This is a genomic window from Enterobacter sp. ZOR0014, from assembly GCF_000798855.1.
Lineage (GTDB): Bacteria > Pseudomonadota > Gammaproteobacteria > Enterobacterales > Enterobacteriaceae > Enterobacter > Enterobacter kobei.
In genome coordinates, this window is the sequence record NZ_JTLF01000277.1 from 23831 (window position 1) to 41745 (window position 17915).

General features: G+C 54.9%; 14 protein-coding genes and 1 other RNA gene. 10 read left to right on the forward strand and 5 right to left on the reverse strand.

Features of this window, described 5'->3' with window-relative positions:
* The first annotated feature begins 1 nt into the window (after position 1).
* Positions 2 to 2377, forward strand: coding sequence for a glycoside hydrolase family 3 N-terminal domain-containing protein (locus L977_RS14570; RefSeq protein WP_047626048.1), 2376 nt, complete (start codon positions 2 to 4; stop codon positions 2375 to 2377).
* 5 nt (positions 2378 to 2382) lie between these two features.
* Here the strand turns inward: L977_RS14570 and rprA are convergent.
* An RNA gene (gene rprA / locus L977_RS23905) (antisense sRNA RprA) lies at positions 2383 to 2490 on the reverse strand.
* Positions 2491 to 2699: 209 nt separating this feature from the next.
* Positions 2700 to 3815 carry an AI-2E family transporter YdiK gene (gene ydiK / locus L977_RS14575; protein WP_014883514.1) on the reverse strand — a complete coding sequence of 372 codons (1116 nt, stop codon included), beginning with the start codon at positions 3813 to 3815 and terminating at the stop codon, positions 2700 to 2702.
* A gap of 200 nt (positions 3816 to 4015) precedes the next feature.
* Between ydiK and ydiJ the strand changes: the two genes are divergently transcribed.
* The 3 genes from ydiJ to L977_RS14590 all read left to right on the forward strand — a co-directional run bounded on the left by ydiJ (position 4016) and on the right by L977_RS14590 (position 7759).
* Entirely contained in the window at positions 4016 to 7072 is a 3057-nt protein-coding gene (gene ydiJ, locus L977_RS14580) for a D-2-hydroxyglutarate dehydrogenase YdiJ (RefSeq protein WP_047626049.1), read from the forward strand.
* The gene (menI, locus tag L977_RS14585) at positions 7069 to 7479 is read left to right on the forward strand and encodes a 1,4-dihydroxy-2-naphthoyl-CoA hydrolase (RefSeq protein WP_014883516.1); all 411 of its coding nucleotides are present in this window, start codon (positions 7069 to 7071) and stop codon (positions 7477 to 7479) included. The genes ydiJ and menI overlap by 4 nt, the downstream gene beginning before the upstream one ends.
* A gap of 85 nt (positions 7480 to 7564) precedes the next feature.
* Positions 7565 to 7759 (forward strand): YdiH family protein, encoded by a 195-nt coding sequence (locus L977_RS14590; protein ID WP_003857766.1) that lies wholly within the window; start codon positions 7565 to 7567, stop codon positions 7757 to 7759.
* A gap of 50 nt (positions 7760 to 7809) precedes the next feature.
* On the opposite strand, the gene L977_RS14595 is transcribed toward L977_RS14590, so the two are convergent.
* Both L977_RS14595 and L977_RS14600 read right to left on the reverse strand, forming a co-directional pair.
* Positions 7810 to 8439 carry a helix-turn-helix domain-containing protein gene (locus L977_RS14595; RefSeq protein WP_047626050.1) on the reverse strand — a complete coding sequence of 210 codons (630 nt, stop codon included), beginning with the start codon at positions 8437 to 8439 and terminating at the stop codon, positions 7810 to 7812.
* A gap of 69 nt (positions 8440 to 8508) precedes the next feature.
* Complete coding sequence (locus L977_RS14600) at positions 8509 to 9168, reverse strand: helix-turn-helix domain-containing protein (protein ID WP_045282001.1); 660 nt, start codon at positions 9166 to 9168, stop codon at positions 8509 to 8511.
* Between the two features lie 418 nt (positions 9169 to 9586).
* Between L977_RS14600 and L977_RS14605 the strand changes: the two genes are divergently transcribed.
* The 6 genes from L977_RS14605 (at position 9587) to L977_RS14630 (ending at position 15573) form a co-directional block, all read left to right on the forward strand.
* Entirely contained in the window at positions 9587 to 10117 is a 531-nt protein-coding gene (locus tag L977_RS14605; RefSeq protein ID WP_047626059.1) for a fimbrial protein, read from the forward strand.
* Between the two features lie 78 nt (positions 10118 to 10195).
* A complete protein-coding gene (locus L977_RS14610; RefSeq protein WP_047626051.1) occupies positions 10196 to 10873 on the forward strand; it encodes a fimbrial biogenesis chaperone in 678 nt (225 codons plus the stop codon).
* 45 nt (positions 10874 to 10918) lie between these two features.
* Positions 10919 to 13447, forward strand: coding sequence for a fimbria/pilus outer membrane usher protein (locus L977_RS14615; RefSeq protein WP_047626052.1), 2529 nt, complete (start codon positions 10919 to 10921; stop codon positions 13445 to 13447).
* Positions 13448 to 13458: 11 nt separating this feature from the next.
* Positions 13459 to 14406, forward strand: coding sequence for a fimbrial protein (locus tag L977_RS14620; RefSeq protein ID WP_023332795.1), 948 nt, complete (start codon positions 13459 to 13461; stop codon positions 14404 to 14406).
* An 11-nt stretch (positions 14407 to 14417) separates the two neighbouring features.
* Positions 14418 to 14930: a fimbrial protein gene (locus L977_RS14625; protein WP_023332796.1), complete on the forward strand. Its 513-nt coding sequence runs from the start codon at positions 14418 to 14420 to the stop codon at positions 14928 to 14930.
* 1 nt (position 14931) lies between these two features.
* Positions 14932 to 15573, forward strand: a complete 642-nt coding sequence (locus L977_RS14630) for a helix-turn-helix transcriptional regulator (protein WP_023332797.1) — start codon at positions 14932 to 14934, stop codon at positions 15571 to 15573.
* Between the two features lie 94 nt (positions 15574 to 15667).
* Here L977_RS14630 and fdhF read toward each other — a convergent pair whose 3' ends face one another.
* Positions 15668 to 17818: a formate dehydrogenase subunit alpha gene (gene fdhF / locus L977_RS14635; RefSeq protein ID WP_047626053.1), complete on the reverse strand. Its 2151-nt coding sequence runs from the start codon at positions 17816 to 17818 to the stop codon at positions 15668 to 15670.
* Positions 17819 to 17915: the final 97 nt, after the last annotated feature.

Genomic DNA, 17915 nt, shown 5'->3' on the forward strand with positions numbered 1-17915 from the left:
CATGACAGCTATCTATAAGGACGCGGGACGTCCCGTGCACGAGCGCGTCGCCGATTTACTGGCGCGTATGACCCCGGAAGAGAAGTTCGCCCAGATGCATGCCTACTGGCTGATCCTCGACGAAAACGGTAACCACCGCGAGCGAAGCGATCTGAGCGACGAATTCGCCGGTGTGAGCGAGCAGGCGTCGCTCGGGGAACGGCTAAAACTGGGCGTCGGGCAGATCACCCGCCCGCAGGGCACCCAGATTGTTGACGCAAAAACCGGCGTGCGCGCGGCGAACCGCCTGCAACGTATGATGATGGAAGAGACCCGTCTCGGCATTCCGGCGCTGTTCCACGAGGAGTGCCTGGTAGGACTGCTGTGCAAAGACGCAACGCTGTTCCCGTCCTCGCTGAATTACGGTTCCACCTGGAACCCTGAACTTGTGCAGCGTGCAGCAGAGCAGATTGGCAAAGAGGCGCGCTCTGTGGGCTGCCAGCAGGGGCTGGCCCCGGTACTGGACGTTTCCCGCGACGTGCGCTGGGGCCGCACCGAAGAGACCTTCGGGGAAGATCCGTGGCTGGTGGGGGTGATGGCGACGGCATACGTCAAAGGGTTGCAGAGCGACAAGCGCGATCTGCTGGCGACGCTTAAGCATTACGTGGGTCACTCGTTCAGCGAAGGGGCGCGCAACCATGCTCCGGTCCACCTGGGCTTTAGCGAGCTGAACGACACCTTCCTGCTGCCGTTTGAAATGGCGGTCAAGCTGGCCAATGCCGGTTCGGTGATGCCCGCCTATCATGACATTGATAATCAGCCGGGACACAGTGACAGCTTCCTGTTGACCACCGTGTTGCGTGAGCAGTGGGGTTTCGACGGCATCATTGTCGCGGATTATGGCGGCGTCAGCCTGCTGCATCAGCACCATGGCATTTCCCACGATGCGGCAGAATCGGCCGCACTGGCATTTAACGCCGGGCTTGATGTTGAACTGCCGAAAGATGACTGCGCACGACACCTCGCAGAGGCCGTTGAGCGTGGGCTGATTTCCATGGACAAAGTCGATGAAATCGTGGGGCGTGTGCTGACCGAAAAATTTCGGCTGGGGCTGTTTGAACACCCGTATGCCGACGAAAACGGGATCGATCTGCAAAACGAGGCAACCCGCCTGGTCGCGCGGGACGTGGCGACGCAATCTGTCACGCTTCTGGAAAACAACGGCATTTTGCCCCTCGGTGGAAAACCGCGCGTGGCGCTGGTGGGCCCGACCGCAGACGATCCGCTGGCCCTGCTCAGCGGCTACAGTTTCCCGGTTCACCTGATTATCAGCGATATGGTGGAGGAGACTTCGCAGGTGACGACTCCGCGCGCGGCGCTGGAACATTACCTGGGCGCAGCGAACGTGCGCTACGCCAAAGGGTGTCACATTATCGAAAAACGCATGGCGGGTGCACCTGTCTTCCCTGGCGACAGCGGCGGTAAACCGATGCAGCAGTCACCGGTGTCGCAGAGCACCGCCTTGATCCCCGAGGCGGTAAACGCTGCGCAGCAGAGTGATGTGGTGGTGGCCTGCGTCGGCGACCTCGCCGGGCTGTTCCAGAGCGGCACGGTAGGGGAAGGCTCCGATACCGACTCGCTAAACCTGCCCGGCGTGCAGCAACAGCTACTGGACGCGCTGGTGGCAACCGGAAAACCGGTCATCGTTGTCATGACCGGCGGGCGTCCCTACAACCTGCAGGGGCTGGAGGATAAGGTCGCGGCGTTGATGATGGTATGGGCGCCAGGGCAGGAAGGTGGCTGGGCGATTGCGGACGTGTTAACCGGTCGCGCCGAGCCGCAGGGACGACTGGTGGTGAGCGTGCCGAAAAGCGCAGGCGCGATGCCGTATTACTACAATCACAAGCTGAAAAGCGGCGGGACGCCGTTCGCGTTCCACTTCGGTGCGCGTTATCCGTTTGGTTTCGGTCTCGGCTGGACGCAATTTAGCTGGGGAGCCGCGAAGGTAGAGGCATCGAGCGTGCCAGTCGACGGCGAGGTGGTCATCAGTCTGGATGTCACCAATAACGGCGAACGCAGCGGCAGCGAAGTGGTGCAGGTTTACGTCAGGGATAAGGTCGCCACGCAGGTACGACCGCTCCAGGAGCTGAAGGCCTTCCAGCGCGTCACGCTCTCGCCGGGGGAGACCGCCACGCTGAACTTTACGCTGCCGGTGGAGATGTTTAACTTCACCCGTCGTGATGGCAAGCGCATTGTTGAGCCGGGTGAGTTTGAACTGCAGATTGGCGCATCGTCGGCGGACATCCGTGAGGTCGTGACGGTCAACGTCACCGGGGAGACGCGGGTTGTGCCCGCTGAATGGCGGATGCTTAGTACCTGTGAAGTGACACGCGCGTAGTCAGGATAAAAAAAAGCCCATCGTGGGAGATGGGCAAAGACTACACACAGCAATTCGTTGTTTCACTCAGGGGATTTCCATGCTTATAAATCAAGGTGTTGATCTATAACCGTGAGCTAATAGTAGGCATGTGCGCTTTTAGCGTCGATCAGATTCGTCTCAATAGTTAAAGAGAAGTAAAGATTTCTTGAGGTTTATAGCAGACTTACTGTTGAAAGGGCGGGTCTGACCAGTGTACAACGAATAAATACTTTAGCAGCGTTTAAGTATTATGGGGAAGAATGTAGGCCGGGTAAGCGTTAGCGCCACCCGGCAACAAAACTTAATGCGTGTTCTTCTCTTCCAGCTCTTCCAGTTCGCCCAGAATCACGTCCGGGTCAGTTTCCGGCGGTGGAATTTCATGCACCCAGGCGGAGAACAGACGCCAGGTCACGGCGAGCAGTACCGGGCCAATAAACAGGCCAATCATTCCGAAGGCAATCAACCCACCGATCACCCCGGAGAGGATCAGAATCAGCGGCAGGTCTGCGCCCATGCGGATGAGGATGGGGCGAATCACGTTATCCATGGTGCCGACCACGCAGCTCCAGACCAGCAGAACCGTTCCCCACGTGGTGTCACCTGTCCAGTAAAGCCAGATAATGCTTGGAACCAGCACCAGTAATGGGCCCAGTTGCGCAAGACAGGTCATCAGCATGACAACGGTAAAGACGGTCGCGTACGGGACACCGGAAATCGCCAGGCCGATACCGCCCAGCACCGCCTGTACCAGGGCCGTTACCACCACGCCAAGCGCCACGGCGCGCACAGCCTGTGCCGCCAGCAGCACGGCGGCATCGCCGCGTTTGCCCGCCAGTCGGGTGGCAAAGTGACGCACGCCTAACGCCACCTGCTCACCGCGCCAGTAGAGCAGGGCGCTGAACAGCAGCATCAGGGTACAGTGCATCATAAAGCGACCAATATGGGCCGCCTGACCCACAAACCAGGTGGTGGTGGTGCCAATATACGGACGCACTTTCGCCATCAGCGCGCTGCCGCCCATCTCCAGCAGGCTGTGCCAGCCGCTATAGAGTTTGGCACCCACAACAGGGATGCTGTTCAGCCAGGCGAGATCCGGCAGCGTCAAATCGCCACTGGTAACGGCACGAATCACCGGACCACTAGAGTCCACCAGGCTATTAACCAGCAAGGCAATCGGAATAATAAACAGCAGGAACAACAGTAGCGTCATCACCAGTACGGCGAGGCCGCGACGGCCGAACAGCAGTTTCTGCAAACGCAGCAGCAAAGGCCAGGTGGCAACCACAACGGTTCCGGCCCAGGCGAAGCCGAGAATAAAGGGTTGAACGATCCACAAGCAGGCAATAATCATGAGGGCCAGGAACAGCACCGACAGCAAAATTTGCGCAACATCCCTGGGCTGGCGAACATTGACCATAAATAAAACTTTCCTTAAAAGAACGCCAGTATGGCTGGCGGGAACGGAAAACCGCGTCTCTCTAATCATTAATGATCTCAGCGGTTTTTGACAGGCGGATTTTGCCCGTAATTCTACGAAGCACATAAGAAAAAAATGTGATAAAACTTTCCAGACACAACGCAAACGATTTCACATTACTCTAATTAGGGTCGACAGTAATGATCCCACAGATTTCTCAGGCACCTGGCGTCGTTCAACTGGTGCTTAATTTTTTGCAGGCACTGGAGCAACAGGGTTTTACAGGTGATACCGCCACGAACTATGCCGACAGGCTGACGATGGCCACCGATAACAGTATCTACCAGCTTCTTCCCGATGCCGTCGTTTTCCCTCGTTCAACCGCCGACGTGGCGCTGATTGCCCGGCTGGCCACGCAAGAGCGGTTCGCCTCTCTGGTCTTTACGCCGCGTGGCGGCGGCACCGGGACCAATGGTCAGGCGCTGAACCAGGGCATTATTATTGACATGTCGCGCTATATGAACCGCATCATTGAGATCAATCCTGAAGAGGGATGGGTGCGCGTTGAAGCGGGCGTCATCAAAGATCAGCTAAATCAGTATCTCAAGCCTTACGGTTACTTCTTCGCGCCGGAACTCTCCACCAGTAACCGTGCGACCCTTGGGGGCATGATCAATACCGATGCGTCCGGTCAGGGGTCGCTGGTCTACGGAAAAACCTCCGATCACGTGCTGGGCGTGCGTGCGGTTCTGCTGGGTGGCGATATTCTTGATACCCAGCCGATGCCGGTCGAACTGGCGGAAACGCTGGGTAAAGACAACACCACCATCGGGCGTGTTTATCGCACGGTGCTGGAGCGCTGTCGTGACAACCGCCAGCTGATCCTCGATAAATTCCCCAAACTGAACCGCTTCTTAACGGGCTACGACTTGCGTCACGTCTTTAACGACGATCTGACGCAGTTCGATTTAACCCGGGTGTTGACCGGCTCTGAAGGCACGCTGGCGTTTATCACCGAGGCGCGGCTGGATATCACCCGTTTACCGAAGGTGCGTCGCCTGGTGAACGTCAAATATGACTCCTTCGACTCCGCGCTGCGTAATGCACCGTTTATGGTTGAGGCGCAGGCGCTGTCGGTAGAAACCGTCGACTCTAAAGTGCTGAATCTGGCGCGGGAGGACATTGTCTGGCACTCCGTGCGGGAGCTGATTACCGACGTGCCGGATAAAGAGATGCTGGGTCTCAATATCGTGGAGTTTGCTGGCGATGACGCGGAACTGATTGAAAGCCAGGTGACGACGCTCTGCCAGCGTCTGGATGATCTAATTGCGCAGGGTGAAGGCGGCGTGATTGGCTGGCAGCTCTGTAACGATCTGGCCGGTATTGAGCGTATCTATGCGATGCGTAAAAAAGCCGTGGGCCTGCTCGGTAATGCAAAAGGCGCAGCGAAGCCGATTCCGTTTGCCGAAGACACCTGCGTGCCGCCTGAGCATCTGGCGGATTATATCGTTGAGTTTCGCGCGTTGCTGGACAGCCACGGCCTGAGCTACGGCATGTTCGGCCACGTCGATGCCGGGGTGCTGCACGTGCGCCCGGCGCTGGACATGTGCGACCCGCAGCAGGAGATCCTAATGAAGCAGATCTCTGACGATGTGGTGGCCTTGACCGCCAAATATGGCGGTCTGCTGTGGGGGGAGCACGGGAAAGGATTCCGCGCGGAATACAGCCCGGCCTTCTTCGGGGAACAGCTCTATGCGGAATTACGCAAGGTCAAAGCGGCCTTCGACCCGCATAACCGCCTCAATCCCGGAAAGATCTGCCCGCCTGAAGGCGTGGATGCGCCAATGCTGCAGGTGGATGCCGTCAAGCGCGGTACCTACGACAGGCAGATCCCAATTGCGGTACGAGCCTCCTGGCGCGGCGCGTTGGAGTGTAACGGCAATGGCCTGTGCTTTAACTTCGATGTGAAAAGCCCGATGTGCCCGTCGATGAAAATCACCAGCAACCGTATCCATTCTCCGAAAGGGCGGGCGACCCTGGTGCGCGAATGGCTGCGCCTGCTGGCCGATCGCGGCGTTGATCCGCTCAGGCTGGAGCAGCAGATACCGGAAAAACGGGCCAGCCTGCGCTCGCTGATTGAGCGCACCCGCAATAGCTGGCATGCCAGTAAGGGCGAGTATGATTTCTCCCATGAGGTGAAAGAGGCGATGTCCGGCTGTCTGGCCTGTAAAGCCTGCTCGACGCAATGCCCGATTAAGATCGATGTGCCGGAGTTCCGCTCGCGCTTCCTGCAGCTCTACCACACGCGCTATCTGCGCCCGGTGCGAGACCATCTGGTGGCAACCGTGGAAAGTTACGCACCGCTGATGGCGCGCGCGCCTAAGACCTTTAACTTCTTTATCAACCAGCCGCTGGTGCGCAAGCTCTCCGAAAATCATATCGGTATGGTCGATCTGCCGCTGCTGTCGGTGCCGTCTCTGCAGCGCCAGCTTGTCGGGCATCGCTCGGCAAACATGACCCTGGAACAGCTTGAGGCGCTCACCCCCGAGCAAAAAGCGAATGTCGTGCTGGTGGTGCAGGATCCGTTCACCAGCTACTACGACGCCCAGGTGGTCGCGGACTTCATCCGCCTGACCGAAAAACTGGGGTATCAGCCCGTGGTTCTGCCGTTCTCGCCCAACGGCAAGGCGCAGCACATTAAAGGCTTCCTGACGCGTTTTGCGAAGACCGCGCGGAAAACCGCTGACTTCTTAAACCGTGTGGCGCAACTGGGTATACCCATGGTCGGCGTCGATCCGGCGCTGGTGCTTTGCTATCGCGATGAATATAAACAGACGCTGGGTGATAAGCGCGGAGAATTCCACGTCATGCTGGTGCATGAGTGGCTGCCGTCAGCCCTGGAAGCGCGCGCGATTCAGGATGTCAGCGGTGAACCATGGTATCTGTTCGGCCACTGCACGGAAGTGACGGCGCTGCCCGGCGCTCCGGCGCAGTGGGCATCCATTTTTGCCCGGTTCGGGGCGAAGCTGGAGAGCGTTAACGTGGGCTGCTGTGGGATGGCCGGTACGTACGGTCATGAAGTGAAAAACCACGCCAACTCGCTCGGCATCTATGAGCTGTCCTGGCACCAGGCCATGCAGCGTTTGCCGCGAAACCGCTGTCTGGCGACGGGCTACTCCTGCCGCAGCCAGGTGAAACGGGTAGAAGGTAACGGCGTACGCCACCCATTACAGGCTTTACTGGAGATAATTGGATGATCTGGAAACGTGCCGTCACGCTGCAGGCGCTGAATGCCATGGGCGAGGGGAATATGGTTGGGCTGCTGGATATCCAGTTTACCCGCATTGGCGACGATGATATTGAGGCCACAATGCCTGTCGATCATCGGACTCATCAGCCGTTTGGTTTATTGCACGGCGGTGCGTCCGTCGTGCTGGCCGAAACGCTGGGCTCGGTTGCAGGGTATCTCTGCACCGAAGGTGAGCAGAAGGTCGTCGGGCTTGAGGTGAATGCCAACCACATTCGCTCAGTGCGCAGCGGACGCGTACGGGGTATTTGCCGCGCGCTCCATGCCGGCAGCCGTCACCAGGTGTGGCAGATTGATATCCTCGATGAGCAGGATCGCCTCTGCTGCTCGTCGCGTCTGACGACGGCGGTCGTGTAAAGTTTTCAGATGAATTGCCTTTGGTCAAAAACTAGCCAGCAGGTTGTGATATACTGGTCAGGATTTGTACATAAGCGAGGACATCATGGATACTGAAATAACCCCAACACAGCTGGCAATTGAATATTTACGTCGCGATAAGAGCAACCTGTCTCCGGCGCAGTACCTGAAAAAGCTGAAACAGCTTGAGCTGGAATTTACAGATTTGCTGGCGCTCTCTTCAAATGAACTGAAAGAAGAGATCTACTTTGCCTGGCGGTTGGGCGTTCACGTCCATTGAGTGAGTGTTGTTGAAAAGGCCGCAATTGCGGCCTTTTTTGTGCCTGACATTCAGTATCTGGCAGGAAGTTTGTTGATTTTAAGGAGACGACCTTCTTCCATTTCGATAAACCCGCCGGTTTTTAAATCGGCCAGAATGCGCATGACCCCGCTTCGGGAGAGCTGGGTTTTCTCCCTGATATACCTTTCCGCCGTCACGCTGCCGCGATAGCTATCATCTTCCTCCATCAGCTTTATGAGCTGCTGGCGAATCATCTCATACGCCGTCGGTGCCCCCTGAGGCATCACGTTGTTATAAAGACGGCTATAAACAAACATGAGCTGTTTTGAAAGCAGCCCCCACAAGGCCTTTTCTTTGATGATGTCATTAACCCGCTCGGCGGTGAGCGTGCCTATGAGGCAAGGGCTTACGGTCTTGAGGTAGTCATTAAAATAAATGTCGGTCAGATTAGCGAGGCCGAAGAGGGCGGGGCTGCGGGCCGTGGAGAGCATCATATCGTCGCTTCTTCTGTAGATAGCGACCGTCCCCTCAAGAATTAAATAGCACATTCCCTGACCATCGATCTGAAGGTCAAGTCGCTCGCCGCGAGCGGTTTGTCGTGTCGTACAGTCAGGTAGTAAGTGAGAAATAAGCTCTTGCGCGTAGGGTGAGCCACGTTGAGGCGTTTCTGGAAGGGACATGGTCGCTGCTAACCTTTAAATAAACTTGGCTAAGTATAGCGTCTATCGTCTCTGGCGGCACGGCGGCGGTCAATATTTTCGTGGCAGATGATGAATGTCGAGCAACACGCCACGCTCCATGGTGATGTACTTCCCGGTGCGCAGTTCCGAGAGAATACGCATAATTCCGCTGCGTGAAAGATAGGTCCGGCTTTTGATGTAGGCTGCCGCCGTCGTATTTAACCGGATTGCGTCGGGTTCCTGCATCAGTTCTACAAGCTGGAAGCGGATAATATCGTAGGCCGACATTTGCGATATTTGCGCGCAATGTTCGTAGACCCGCGAGGCGGTATAAATAAGCAGCTTAGAAAAGTGCTCCCATAAATTATGTTGCGACACAATTTGATTGAAGCTCTCCAGCGGCACGCGGGCGATCTCTGCGGTCTCCAGCGCCCGGACATACAGGTGCTCAGAGGAAAACTGACTGCTGACACCCAGAATAAAAGGGGCCGATTCAGAGTTTAAAACAATGCCGTCGCCGCGCCGATGAAGCGCCACGCTCCCCTGGAGAAGCAAAAAGCATTGCCGAATATCATCTTTATAATAATGTACCGTTTCGCCACGGCCGATGATCATTCTGTTGGCCACAGGCAAAACATGTTTAATCAGCGTGTCTATATGGGCGAACGGTTTTAAATCCAGAACTGAGGACTGGTGATTATTCAGTTGGGTGGTTAAACGCGTATTCATAAGATACCTCACAGCGACGCTTTGTATGATCAATTTTTGATCTGCGAAGGGAATTATCTTAAAAATGAAGAACTCAGGGAATATTCCCCGCAGGTCTAAAAGTAGACCGGGGGATCTGTGGTGCCTAACGTTATGAATAAAAGGAGAAAGTGTGTCGGGTCTACAATTAGACCCGATCAACATTCGATAAATTTCTGCAGCGATAAATGTTGGTTTTTCGTTAAATCACAGTCTACAGCTAGACCATCAAAAAGTTGTTTTCAGGAAAATGATTATATAAATTTTATCCAGTCAGTCAGAAAGACCTTATGCCATCGATTGGAAAATAAAAGAATGTTAACTGATTCTTTTATCGGCTTTCTGCTACGTGAATTTCAATAATAAATAAAGTTATCCAGTAAACAGGAACATGATGATTATGAAAAAGAATATTATTTTAGCAATGGTAGCGGCAGGTACCGCCTTAATGATGGGCAATGCCTTTGCGGCTGCGGGCACCGTAAACTTTAATGGCAACATCCTCGATTCAGCCTGCGATGTTGCGGTGGCCTCTCAAAACCAGGTAGTGGTATTAGGTGATTATTATAAAACAGAATTTCCAACCACCGGCTCAAGAACGGCGGCAACGAAATTCAATATTATTCTGAAGAATTGTCCGGTAACCGTGACCAGTGCCAAAGTCCGTTTTGACGGCACGCCCGATATGACCAATACGGATCTGCTGGCGATTGATACGTCCGTCGCCGGTGCCGCAACCGGGGTTGCCATCAATTTGATGACTGCTGATAAAGCCGACCTGCCGCTGCATAGCAGCAATAGCTACAGCTATTCGTTAAGCAGCAGTGCTGACAATACGTTGGATTTCTATGCGCAGTATATTTCAACGGCGGCAGCGGTAACATCGGGTCCTGCAAACTCCGTCGCTAACTTCTCTGTTGTTTATAACTAATTACTCAGCAGCAAAAAGTCCGCTCCGCAAGGTGTTGTGTGGGGGCAGTCATTGCCCCCTTGTATCAAGAGGTTCAAAATGAATGTTATTAGCAAAGCCCTGCTGAGCGCGGCTGTTATTATGGCGTCGCTGTCACAGGCTTCTGCCGGGGTTATTATTGGCGGTACCCGCGTTATTTTTGATGGTGGAAAAAAAGAAGCCTCCATCAGCATCAATAATGCGGATGAAGCCCCTTACTTAATCCAGTCCTGGATTGAGATGCCAGAAGGTAATGCTAATAAAGCGCCTTTTATCATCACCCCACCGCTCTACAGGCTTAACGGTGGTCAGCAGAATATTGAACGTATTTTGCTCACCGGCTCGTTGCCGCAAGATAAGGAAAGTCTGTTCTGGCTGAACATTAAAGCGATACCGTCAGCCACGAAACAGGTTAATTCATTGCAGATTGCCGTGAAGACACGCATCAAGCTTATTTATCGTCCGGAAAAGCTGAAGGCGTCAACGCCGGAGGATCAGGTAAATAAATTAACCTGGTCCCGCAGCGGAAATAAAATCCAGGTCTCTAATCCTACACCCTATGTCATTAACTTTAATGACATAAACGTCGGGGGTAAAAAACTGGAGGAGGCCTCCTGGGTGGCGCCGGGCGCAGTGGCTGCATTTAGCTTACCGCCCGGCATTTCTGGCAATCAGATCCAGTTCAGCGTGATTAACGATTATGGCAGCCCGGGAATAAGACACCAGGCCAGTTTTTAATAGTTGAAAAACGGGCGCTCTCATTAGTGGGTCAGGTTTATGATGATGGCAACGAAAAATATAAAAATGCAACCCGCGCGTCTGGCTGTTTATATCACCTTCGCGCTGACGCATGCTGTATCTGTGGCGCATGCCCGGGAAACCTTTAACGCCGAGCTGGTGGAGCTGGATAATCCCGGGATGGCAAAAGCCGATTTATCTGCGTTTGAATCCGGTTCGCAGGCACCAGGGAAATACCATGTTGATATCATTCTTGACGACCAGCTTATTGAGACGGGCGATATTGATTTTATTGCAGGAAACGATGAGAAGGGAAATGACAGCCTGCTGCCTTGCCTGAGTATTGCACAGCTAAAAAGCTGGGGCGTCAAAACCGCACTGTTCCCCGGCCTGACGAGCGAAACGACATCCTGTGTCAACCTGCAGGCAATCCCGCATGCCAGTACCGATTTTCAGTTCGGCGCGCAGCGGCTGGTCATCAGTATTCCTCAGGCCGCGATCGATCTGCCTGCACGAGGGTATGTTTCGCCGGAACAATGGGATGAAGGGATCACCGCCGCGATGCTCAACTACAGCCTGAGCGGGGCGAACAGCCGGGCAAAACAGGCCGGCATGAAGAACAGTAACAGTCAATATGCCAACTTACGCCCGGGCATTAACGTTGGGCCGTGGCGGCTGCGCAACTACACCACCTGGTCGCGGGATGAGACGGGCCAGGACACGTGGGATACCGTCTACACCTACGCACAGCGGGCCATTATCCCGCTCAGCGCACAGCTCACCCTGGGCGATAGCGCCGCGCCCGCAGACGTGTTCGACAGTATGCCGTTTCGCGGCGGACAACTGGCTTCCGACGACGACATGCTGCCGGATTCGCTGAAAGGCTATGCACCCGTAGTTCGCGGTATCGCGCGGACCAATGCCCAGGTGGTGGTGCGGCAAAATAGCTATCAGATTTATCAGACCTATGTTGCGCCTGGTGCATTTGAAATTACGGATATGTACCCCACGGGCGGCGCGGGCGATCTGGATGTCACCATTAAGGAAGCTGACGGCAGTGAGCAACATTTCACTCTACCGTATGCCTCGTTGCCGGTATTACAACGCGAGGGGCGCCTGAAATATGCGCTGACCGGGGGCCAGTACCGCTCTTATAACCATAACGTTGATAAGACGCCGTTTGGGCAAATCACCGGGATCTATGGTCTTTCGCGGGGCGTCACGCTCTACGGTGGGTTGCAGGCGTCGAGCAAATACCAGTCTGTCGCAGCCGGGCTTGGGAAAAACATGGGCGATTTGGGTGCGATTTCTGCGGACGTGACCCAGGCCTGGTCCACCCCGCAGGACGGCAAAAAATCCAACGGGCAATCCTGGCGCGCGCGTTACAGCAAGAACTTTGTGGGGACCGGAACCCAGTTTTCGATTGCAGGCTACCGCTACTCGACCCGCGGTTACTACGGCATGCAGGAGATCCTCGATTCCTGGGGTGACAGCACTGCGCTTCAGGACCGGCGTCGCAACCGGGCCGAACTGACGATGAGCCAGACGTTAGGCAACAATCTGGGTTCGCTGACCCTGAGCGCGGCCCGTGAAGACTACTGGAATTCGGGTAAAACGATGGCGTCATACAGCCTGGGTTACAACAACTACTGGCACAACATCAGTTACGGACTGACCTGGACTTACAGTAAAAACGGCAGTGCGGGTTCTTATGATGGTAACAAACGATACGACAGCGATCGGCTCCTGGCTTTCAACGTCAGTATTCCCCTTGAGAAATTTTTGCCGCAAACCTGGGCTAACTATGGCGTGAGCGCCAGTCAGCATAACGGCACCACACACAACATCGGTCTGAACGGGGTGGCGCTGGAAAACCATGCGCTGAACTGGAACGTGCAGCAGGGGTACGGGTCGGATGGCGTGGGCTACACGGGCAACCTGAATGGTGATTATAAAGGAACCTACGCTGAACTGACGGCGGGCTACAGCTATGACAAAAACAGCGAGCGCCTTAACTATGGCCTGCAGGGAGGCGTTCTCGCTCACCGGGAAGGGATCACCTTCTCACAGCCTCTCGGTGAGACCAATGTGCTGGTTAGCGCCCCGGGTGCGCACGATGTTGATATCCGTAATCAGGCGGGGGTCAAAACGGATTACCGGGGCTATACGGTGGTCAGTAATCTCTCCGTTTACCGTAAAAATGAGATCGCCCTTGCTCCGGAAAGTATGCCGGATGATGTTGAGCTGGAGATTAATACCCGCACAGTGACCCCGACGCGTGGCGCGATCGTGGTGGCTGATTATCAGGCGAAGGTGGGGCGCCGTGTGTTGTTTAATTTAACGCATAACGGCCAATTTGTTCCCTTCGGGGCAATGGCGAGCCTGAACGGTGTGGATAACAGCAGCGTTATTGTTGGCGATAAAGGACAGGTCTATCTCACCGGTCTGGATGCACGGGGAACGGTCGTTGTGACCTGGGGGACGGAAAGCGACCGGCAATGCCGCGCACCGTTCGTCCTCCCTCCGCCATCATCGGCAGGCGGAATTACCGAACTCAACGTCAATTGTCTTTAGGGTTTTTTAAAATGCGCTTAATTACGATGATATGTCTGCTGTGTATCGCAGCAGGCTGGAGCAGTGCCCATGCAGGCACCTGCACGACGATTACGCCCCAGGAATCTACGTTGTCCATCGGCACCATTACGGTGCAGCGCGATGTGGCCGTTGGTACCGTTTTATTTTCGCGTAATGCGTCAATCACCAGCGCCTATTTAACGGGATGCACGAGTCCGGTAATGCTGGGATTTAGCATGCGATATCTGAATGCAACCCAGAGCGCTTTCGGAAATCACGTCTATGACACAAACGTGAGTGGAATTGGTATTCGTTTTTCATCTGGGGGATATTTTGAAAATCCGACCAATACCTTTTCCTATACCGCGCAGGCCAGCTATGTCGAATGGTGGGGCGGTAAAATAGAACTTATCGTGACCGGACCGGTCGCGTCAGGTTCACTCACGCCGGGAGTACTGGGCGTGGTGATGCTGCAGGGGAGCGATGGCATTTACCGTGATGCTCTGACGACCACGCTGCTGGGGGGAACGGTTAACGTGCTGGCCTGCAGCATCACCACCCCGCAGCTGACGTTCCCTATCGGCGATATTTCTGCGGCGACGTTTGGCTCGACGGTGGGCACCACACCGGCGGGCGCCCGGAATACGCAAAATCTTGGACTTAACTGCGATCCTGGCGCCAACGTGAATGTTTCTATCAGCGGTATTCAGAACCCGGACGTTGCGACGACGAGCGTGCTGGCACTTACAGGGCAAGGGAATACCGGCACGGCGAAAGGGGTTGGCGTTCAGTTGCTCTATAACGGCACGCCGCTGGCGTTAAATACGCGCCTGCCATTAACCGTTGCCGCGGGCGGTCAGCAGACATTTCCGTTAACGGCGCGTTATTACCAGACAAAAACGACGGTTGAGCCCGGCACGGCCAATGCCTCTGCGACCTTAAATTTGACGTATCAGTGATGGATAAAGCGATGAATATTTTGCGCACGGCCGCGCTCGCCGCCACAGTAATAAGCAGCAATATCTTTGCGGCGGACAGCGTTAATGTCAGCGTTACCGGCAATATTATTGCCGCTCCGTGTATATTCAATGGAGGGAATGCCAGTCTGAATATTAATCTTGGCAATATACAGGCATCAAATATGGCTACGCCGGGATCTTCATCCGATCCTGTGCCCTTTAACCTGTTATTTACCCAGTGCCCGACGGGGACGCGCAGCGTGACGGTCTCCTTTACCGGCACTCCCGATCCGGATGCGGGAGCGGATTATTACATGAACAGCGGTTCAGCCACGCACGTTGCGATTGCGATGAGTGAGGCCGCGACAGGCGTGCTGAAAGGAACGGGTGCAAGCCTCACTCAACCTGTTTCAGCAGACAGAACGGCAACGATAGCCATGCTGGCATCGGTCAGATCCTTCACCGGCGGTGCGACGCCGGGGAGCATCAGTGCCGTCGTGGTCATGACGATGCAGTACAACTGATATGCTGAATATTGTGATTAAAGAGACCGACGCATTTTTCAGAGCGGGGTTGCAGTGTTTTCTTGTGGATTTCTTCTTTCATAATTTCAAACATCTGCTTCACTTTGACGGCGAACTTTCTCATGAAAATGTCAGTGCCGCCGATATTATTTTTCTCTCTTTATGTCAGGGGGAAACCCTGACCTGTTATCCCGAATTACAGGCGCGGAAAAAAGGAATTGTGGTTGGGCTGGTGGATGATGAACACCGTTTCTCGACATATCCGTCCTGTTTTCAGGATATGATTTTTATCTCCCGCCGCGCTTCGCTGGACAGGATCACCGAGGCGCTGTTTATCGCATGGTACCGCACACAGCTCTCAAGCTTTCACTGGAGGAAGAGAAGCTGCAGCGAATGCCAGCATAAAATATTATCGCCACAGCAAATTCGCGTTATGGTGAATTTTTACAGAGGATTATCGGTAGGGCAGATCGCGAATAAGCTTAAAACAAGTGATAAAACTATTTTTACCCATAAATATTTGCTGATGCAAAAATTCAACCTGCGCAGTGATTTTGAACTGGTGGCCTTGATTCACAGGATGGTGGAGAAGAATACTCCTGGAAACCGGTTGCGAGACTATCTGACTCACCATCATGGTTAACCAGTATTCCCAATAACATACCAGGGGCGCAATAGTGTCATTCATTATCGCGCCCCTGTTTCTGCGAATTACAAAACTGTTAAGCCTCTTTTCCTTACACGTTCACGGCATTGATCAACCGCGTTTTCATCGTCTGGTAAGACGACGCCGCAAAATCCTCCGCCCAGCGCTGGTCCTCAATGGCTTCCAGCGTTACCGCGCAGTACTTGGTTTCCGGCGTTTTAGAGACAGGGTCCAGGTTGTCCTGCGTTAACTCGTTGCAGGCGCCAATCCACCACTGGTAGGTCATATAGACCGCACCGGCGTTGATACGCTCACTGATGCTGGCGCGGGTGATGACCTTGCCCCTGCGTGAACGAACCCACACCAGCTGGCCGTCACGGATGCCCAGCTTATCCGCATCGGCTGGATGCATCTGTACCCGGCCAGGTTCGTCGGCCAGGCTTTGCAGCGCGGCGCAGTTCCCGGTCATTGATCGGCACGAATAATGTCCCACTTCACGCACCGTGCAGAGCACAAGAGGGTAGTCATCATCAGGGGTTTCTGCCGGTGCGCGCCACGGTGCAGCAAAGAGCTGCCCCTTGCCGGTTGGGGTGTCGAACTGATTGTCTTTGTACAGGTATGGCGTTCCCGGATGATCCAGCGTCGGGCACGGCCATTGCACGTGGCCCATTTCGCCCATTTTTTCATAGGTCACGCCATAGAAAAGAGGGCACAACGCGCGCATCTCGTCCCAGACCTGCTGGTTATCGTCGTAGTGCATCGGATAGCCCATTTCGGTGGCGAGCAGGCTGATGATCTCCCAGTCACGCTTAACGTTGCCGCTGGCCTGAATGGCCTGGCCAAAACGCTGGAACCCCCGGTCGGCACAGGTAAAGACGCCGCCGTGTTCCCCCCAGGAGGTGGCAGGAAGCAGCACGTCAGCCACTTCCGCCGTTTTGGTCATAAAGATGTCCTGAACCACGACAAAATCGAGAGCGTCAAAACCGCTGCGGACCAGGCCGAGATCGGCTTCCGTCTGGAGCGGATCTTCCCCCATGATGTAATAGGCTTTGACCTTGCCTTCCAGCGCCAGGTGAGGCACTTCGGTAATGCGCGTCCCGACGCGATCGTCCATCTTGTTGACGTCAATTCCCCAGGCATCGGCGAACTTCTGTCTGACGGCGGGATCGGTCACATCCTGATAGCCGGGGAACATATTCGGCAGCACGCCCATGTCACAGGCACCCTGAACATTGTTTTGTCCACGCACGGGACCGACGCCGACGGCAGGACGGCCGAGGTTGCCGGTCAGCAACGCCAGGCTGGAAAGTCCTTTAACCACATCCACAGCCTGACCAAACTGGGTCACGCCCATTCCCCACATCACTGTGGCGGAAGGGGCCGCCGCGAACGTACGCATTGCCTGACGAACGTCACTGGCGGGAATGCCGGTGAGGTGTTCAACCCGCTCTGGCGCATACTCTTTGACCGTCTGCCGATAGGCTTCAAGCCCTTCAGTAAAGCGTGCGACGTAGTTTTTGTCGTACAGCTCCTCTTCCAGCAGCACATAGCCAAAAGCGTTGACCAGCGCCATGTTACTGCCGTTTTTCAACTGCAGATGCTGGTCGGCAATGCGCGCCGTTTCGATGCGGCGCGGATCGCAGACGATGATTTTTGCACCGTTTTCCCGGGCTTTCAGCACGCGACGGGCGACGATAGGGTGGGAGTCTGCGCAGTTGTAGCCAAATACCAGCAGACATTTTGAGTTTTCAATATCGTTGATTGAATTACTCATTGCGCCGTTGCCAAGTGTCTCCTGTAAACCGGCCACGGAAGGGCCGTGACAAACGCGCGCGCAGCAGTCTACGTTGTTCGTGTTCAACACCGCACGGGCAAATTTTTGCATCACGTAGTTGGTTTCATTACCGGTGCCGCGTGATGAACCGGTGGTCATGATCGCGCGCGGACCGAATTGCGCTTTGATACTGCTGAGCTTGTGGGCGGTGTAGCGGATAGCCTCTTCCCAGGTCACGGGGGTGAATGCCTCTCCCTTACGATAACGGATCATCGGTTGGGTCAGGCGGGGAGTGAGCAGACGGGTGTCGTTGAGGAAGTCCCAGCCGTAAAATCCTTTCAGGCACAAGGTCCCCTGGTTTGTGACCCCCTCTGCCGCTTCGGCGCGGAGGATACGGTTATTTTCAACAACAAGGTTTAATTTGCAGCCTGCACCACAGTAAGGGCAGACGCTGGCGATTTTTTTCATCAATAACAGACCTGTTAAGAAATGAAGCAAAATGACTGGTAAGCCCAGTCCCGTGAAAGGGATTAAGCAGAAACCATGCCATATTTAAAGTGCTTGT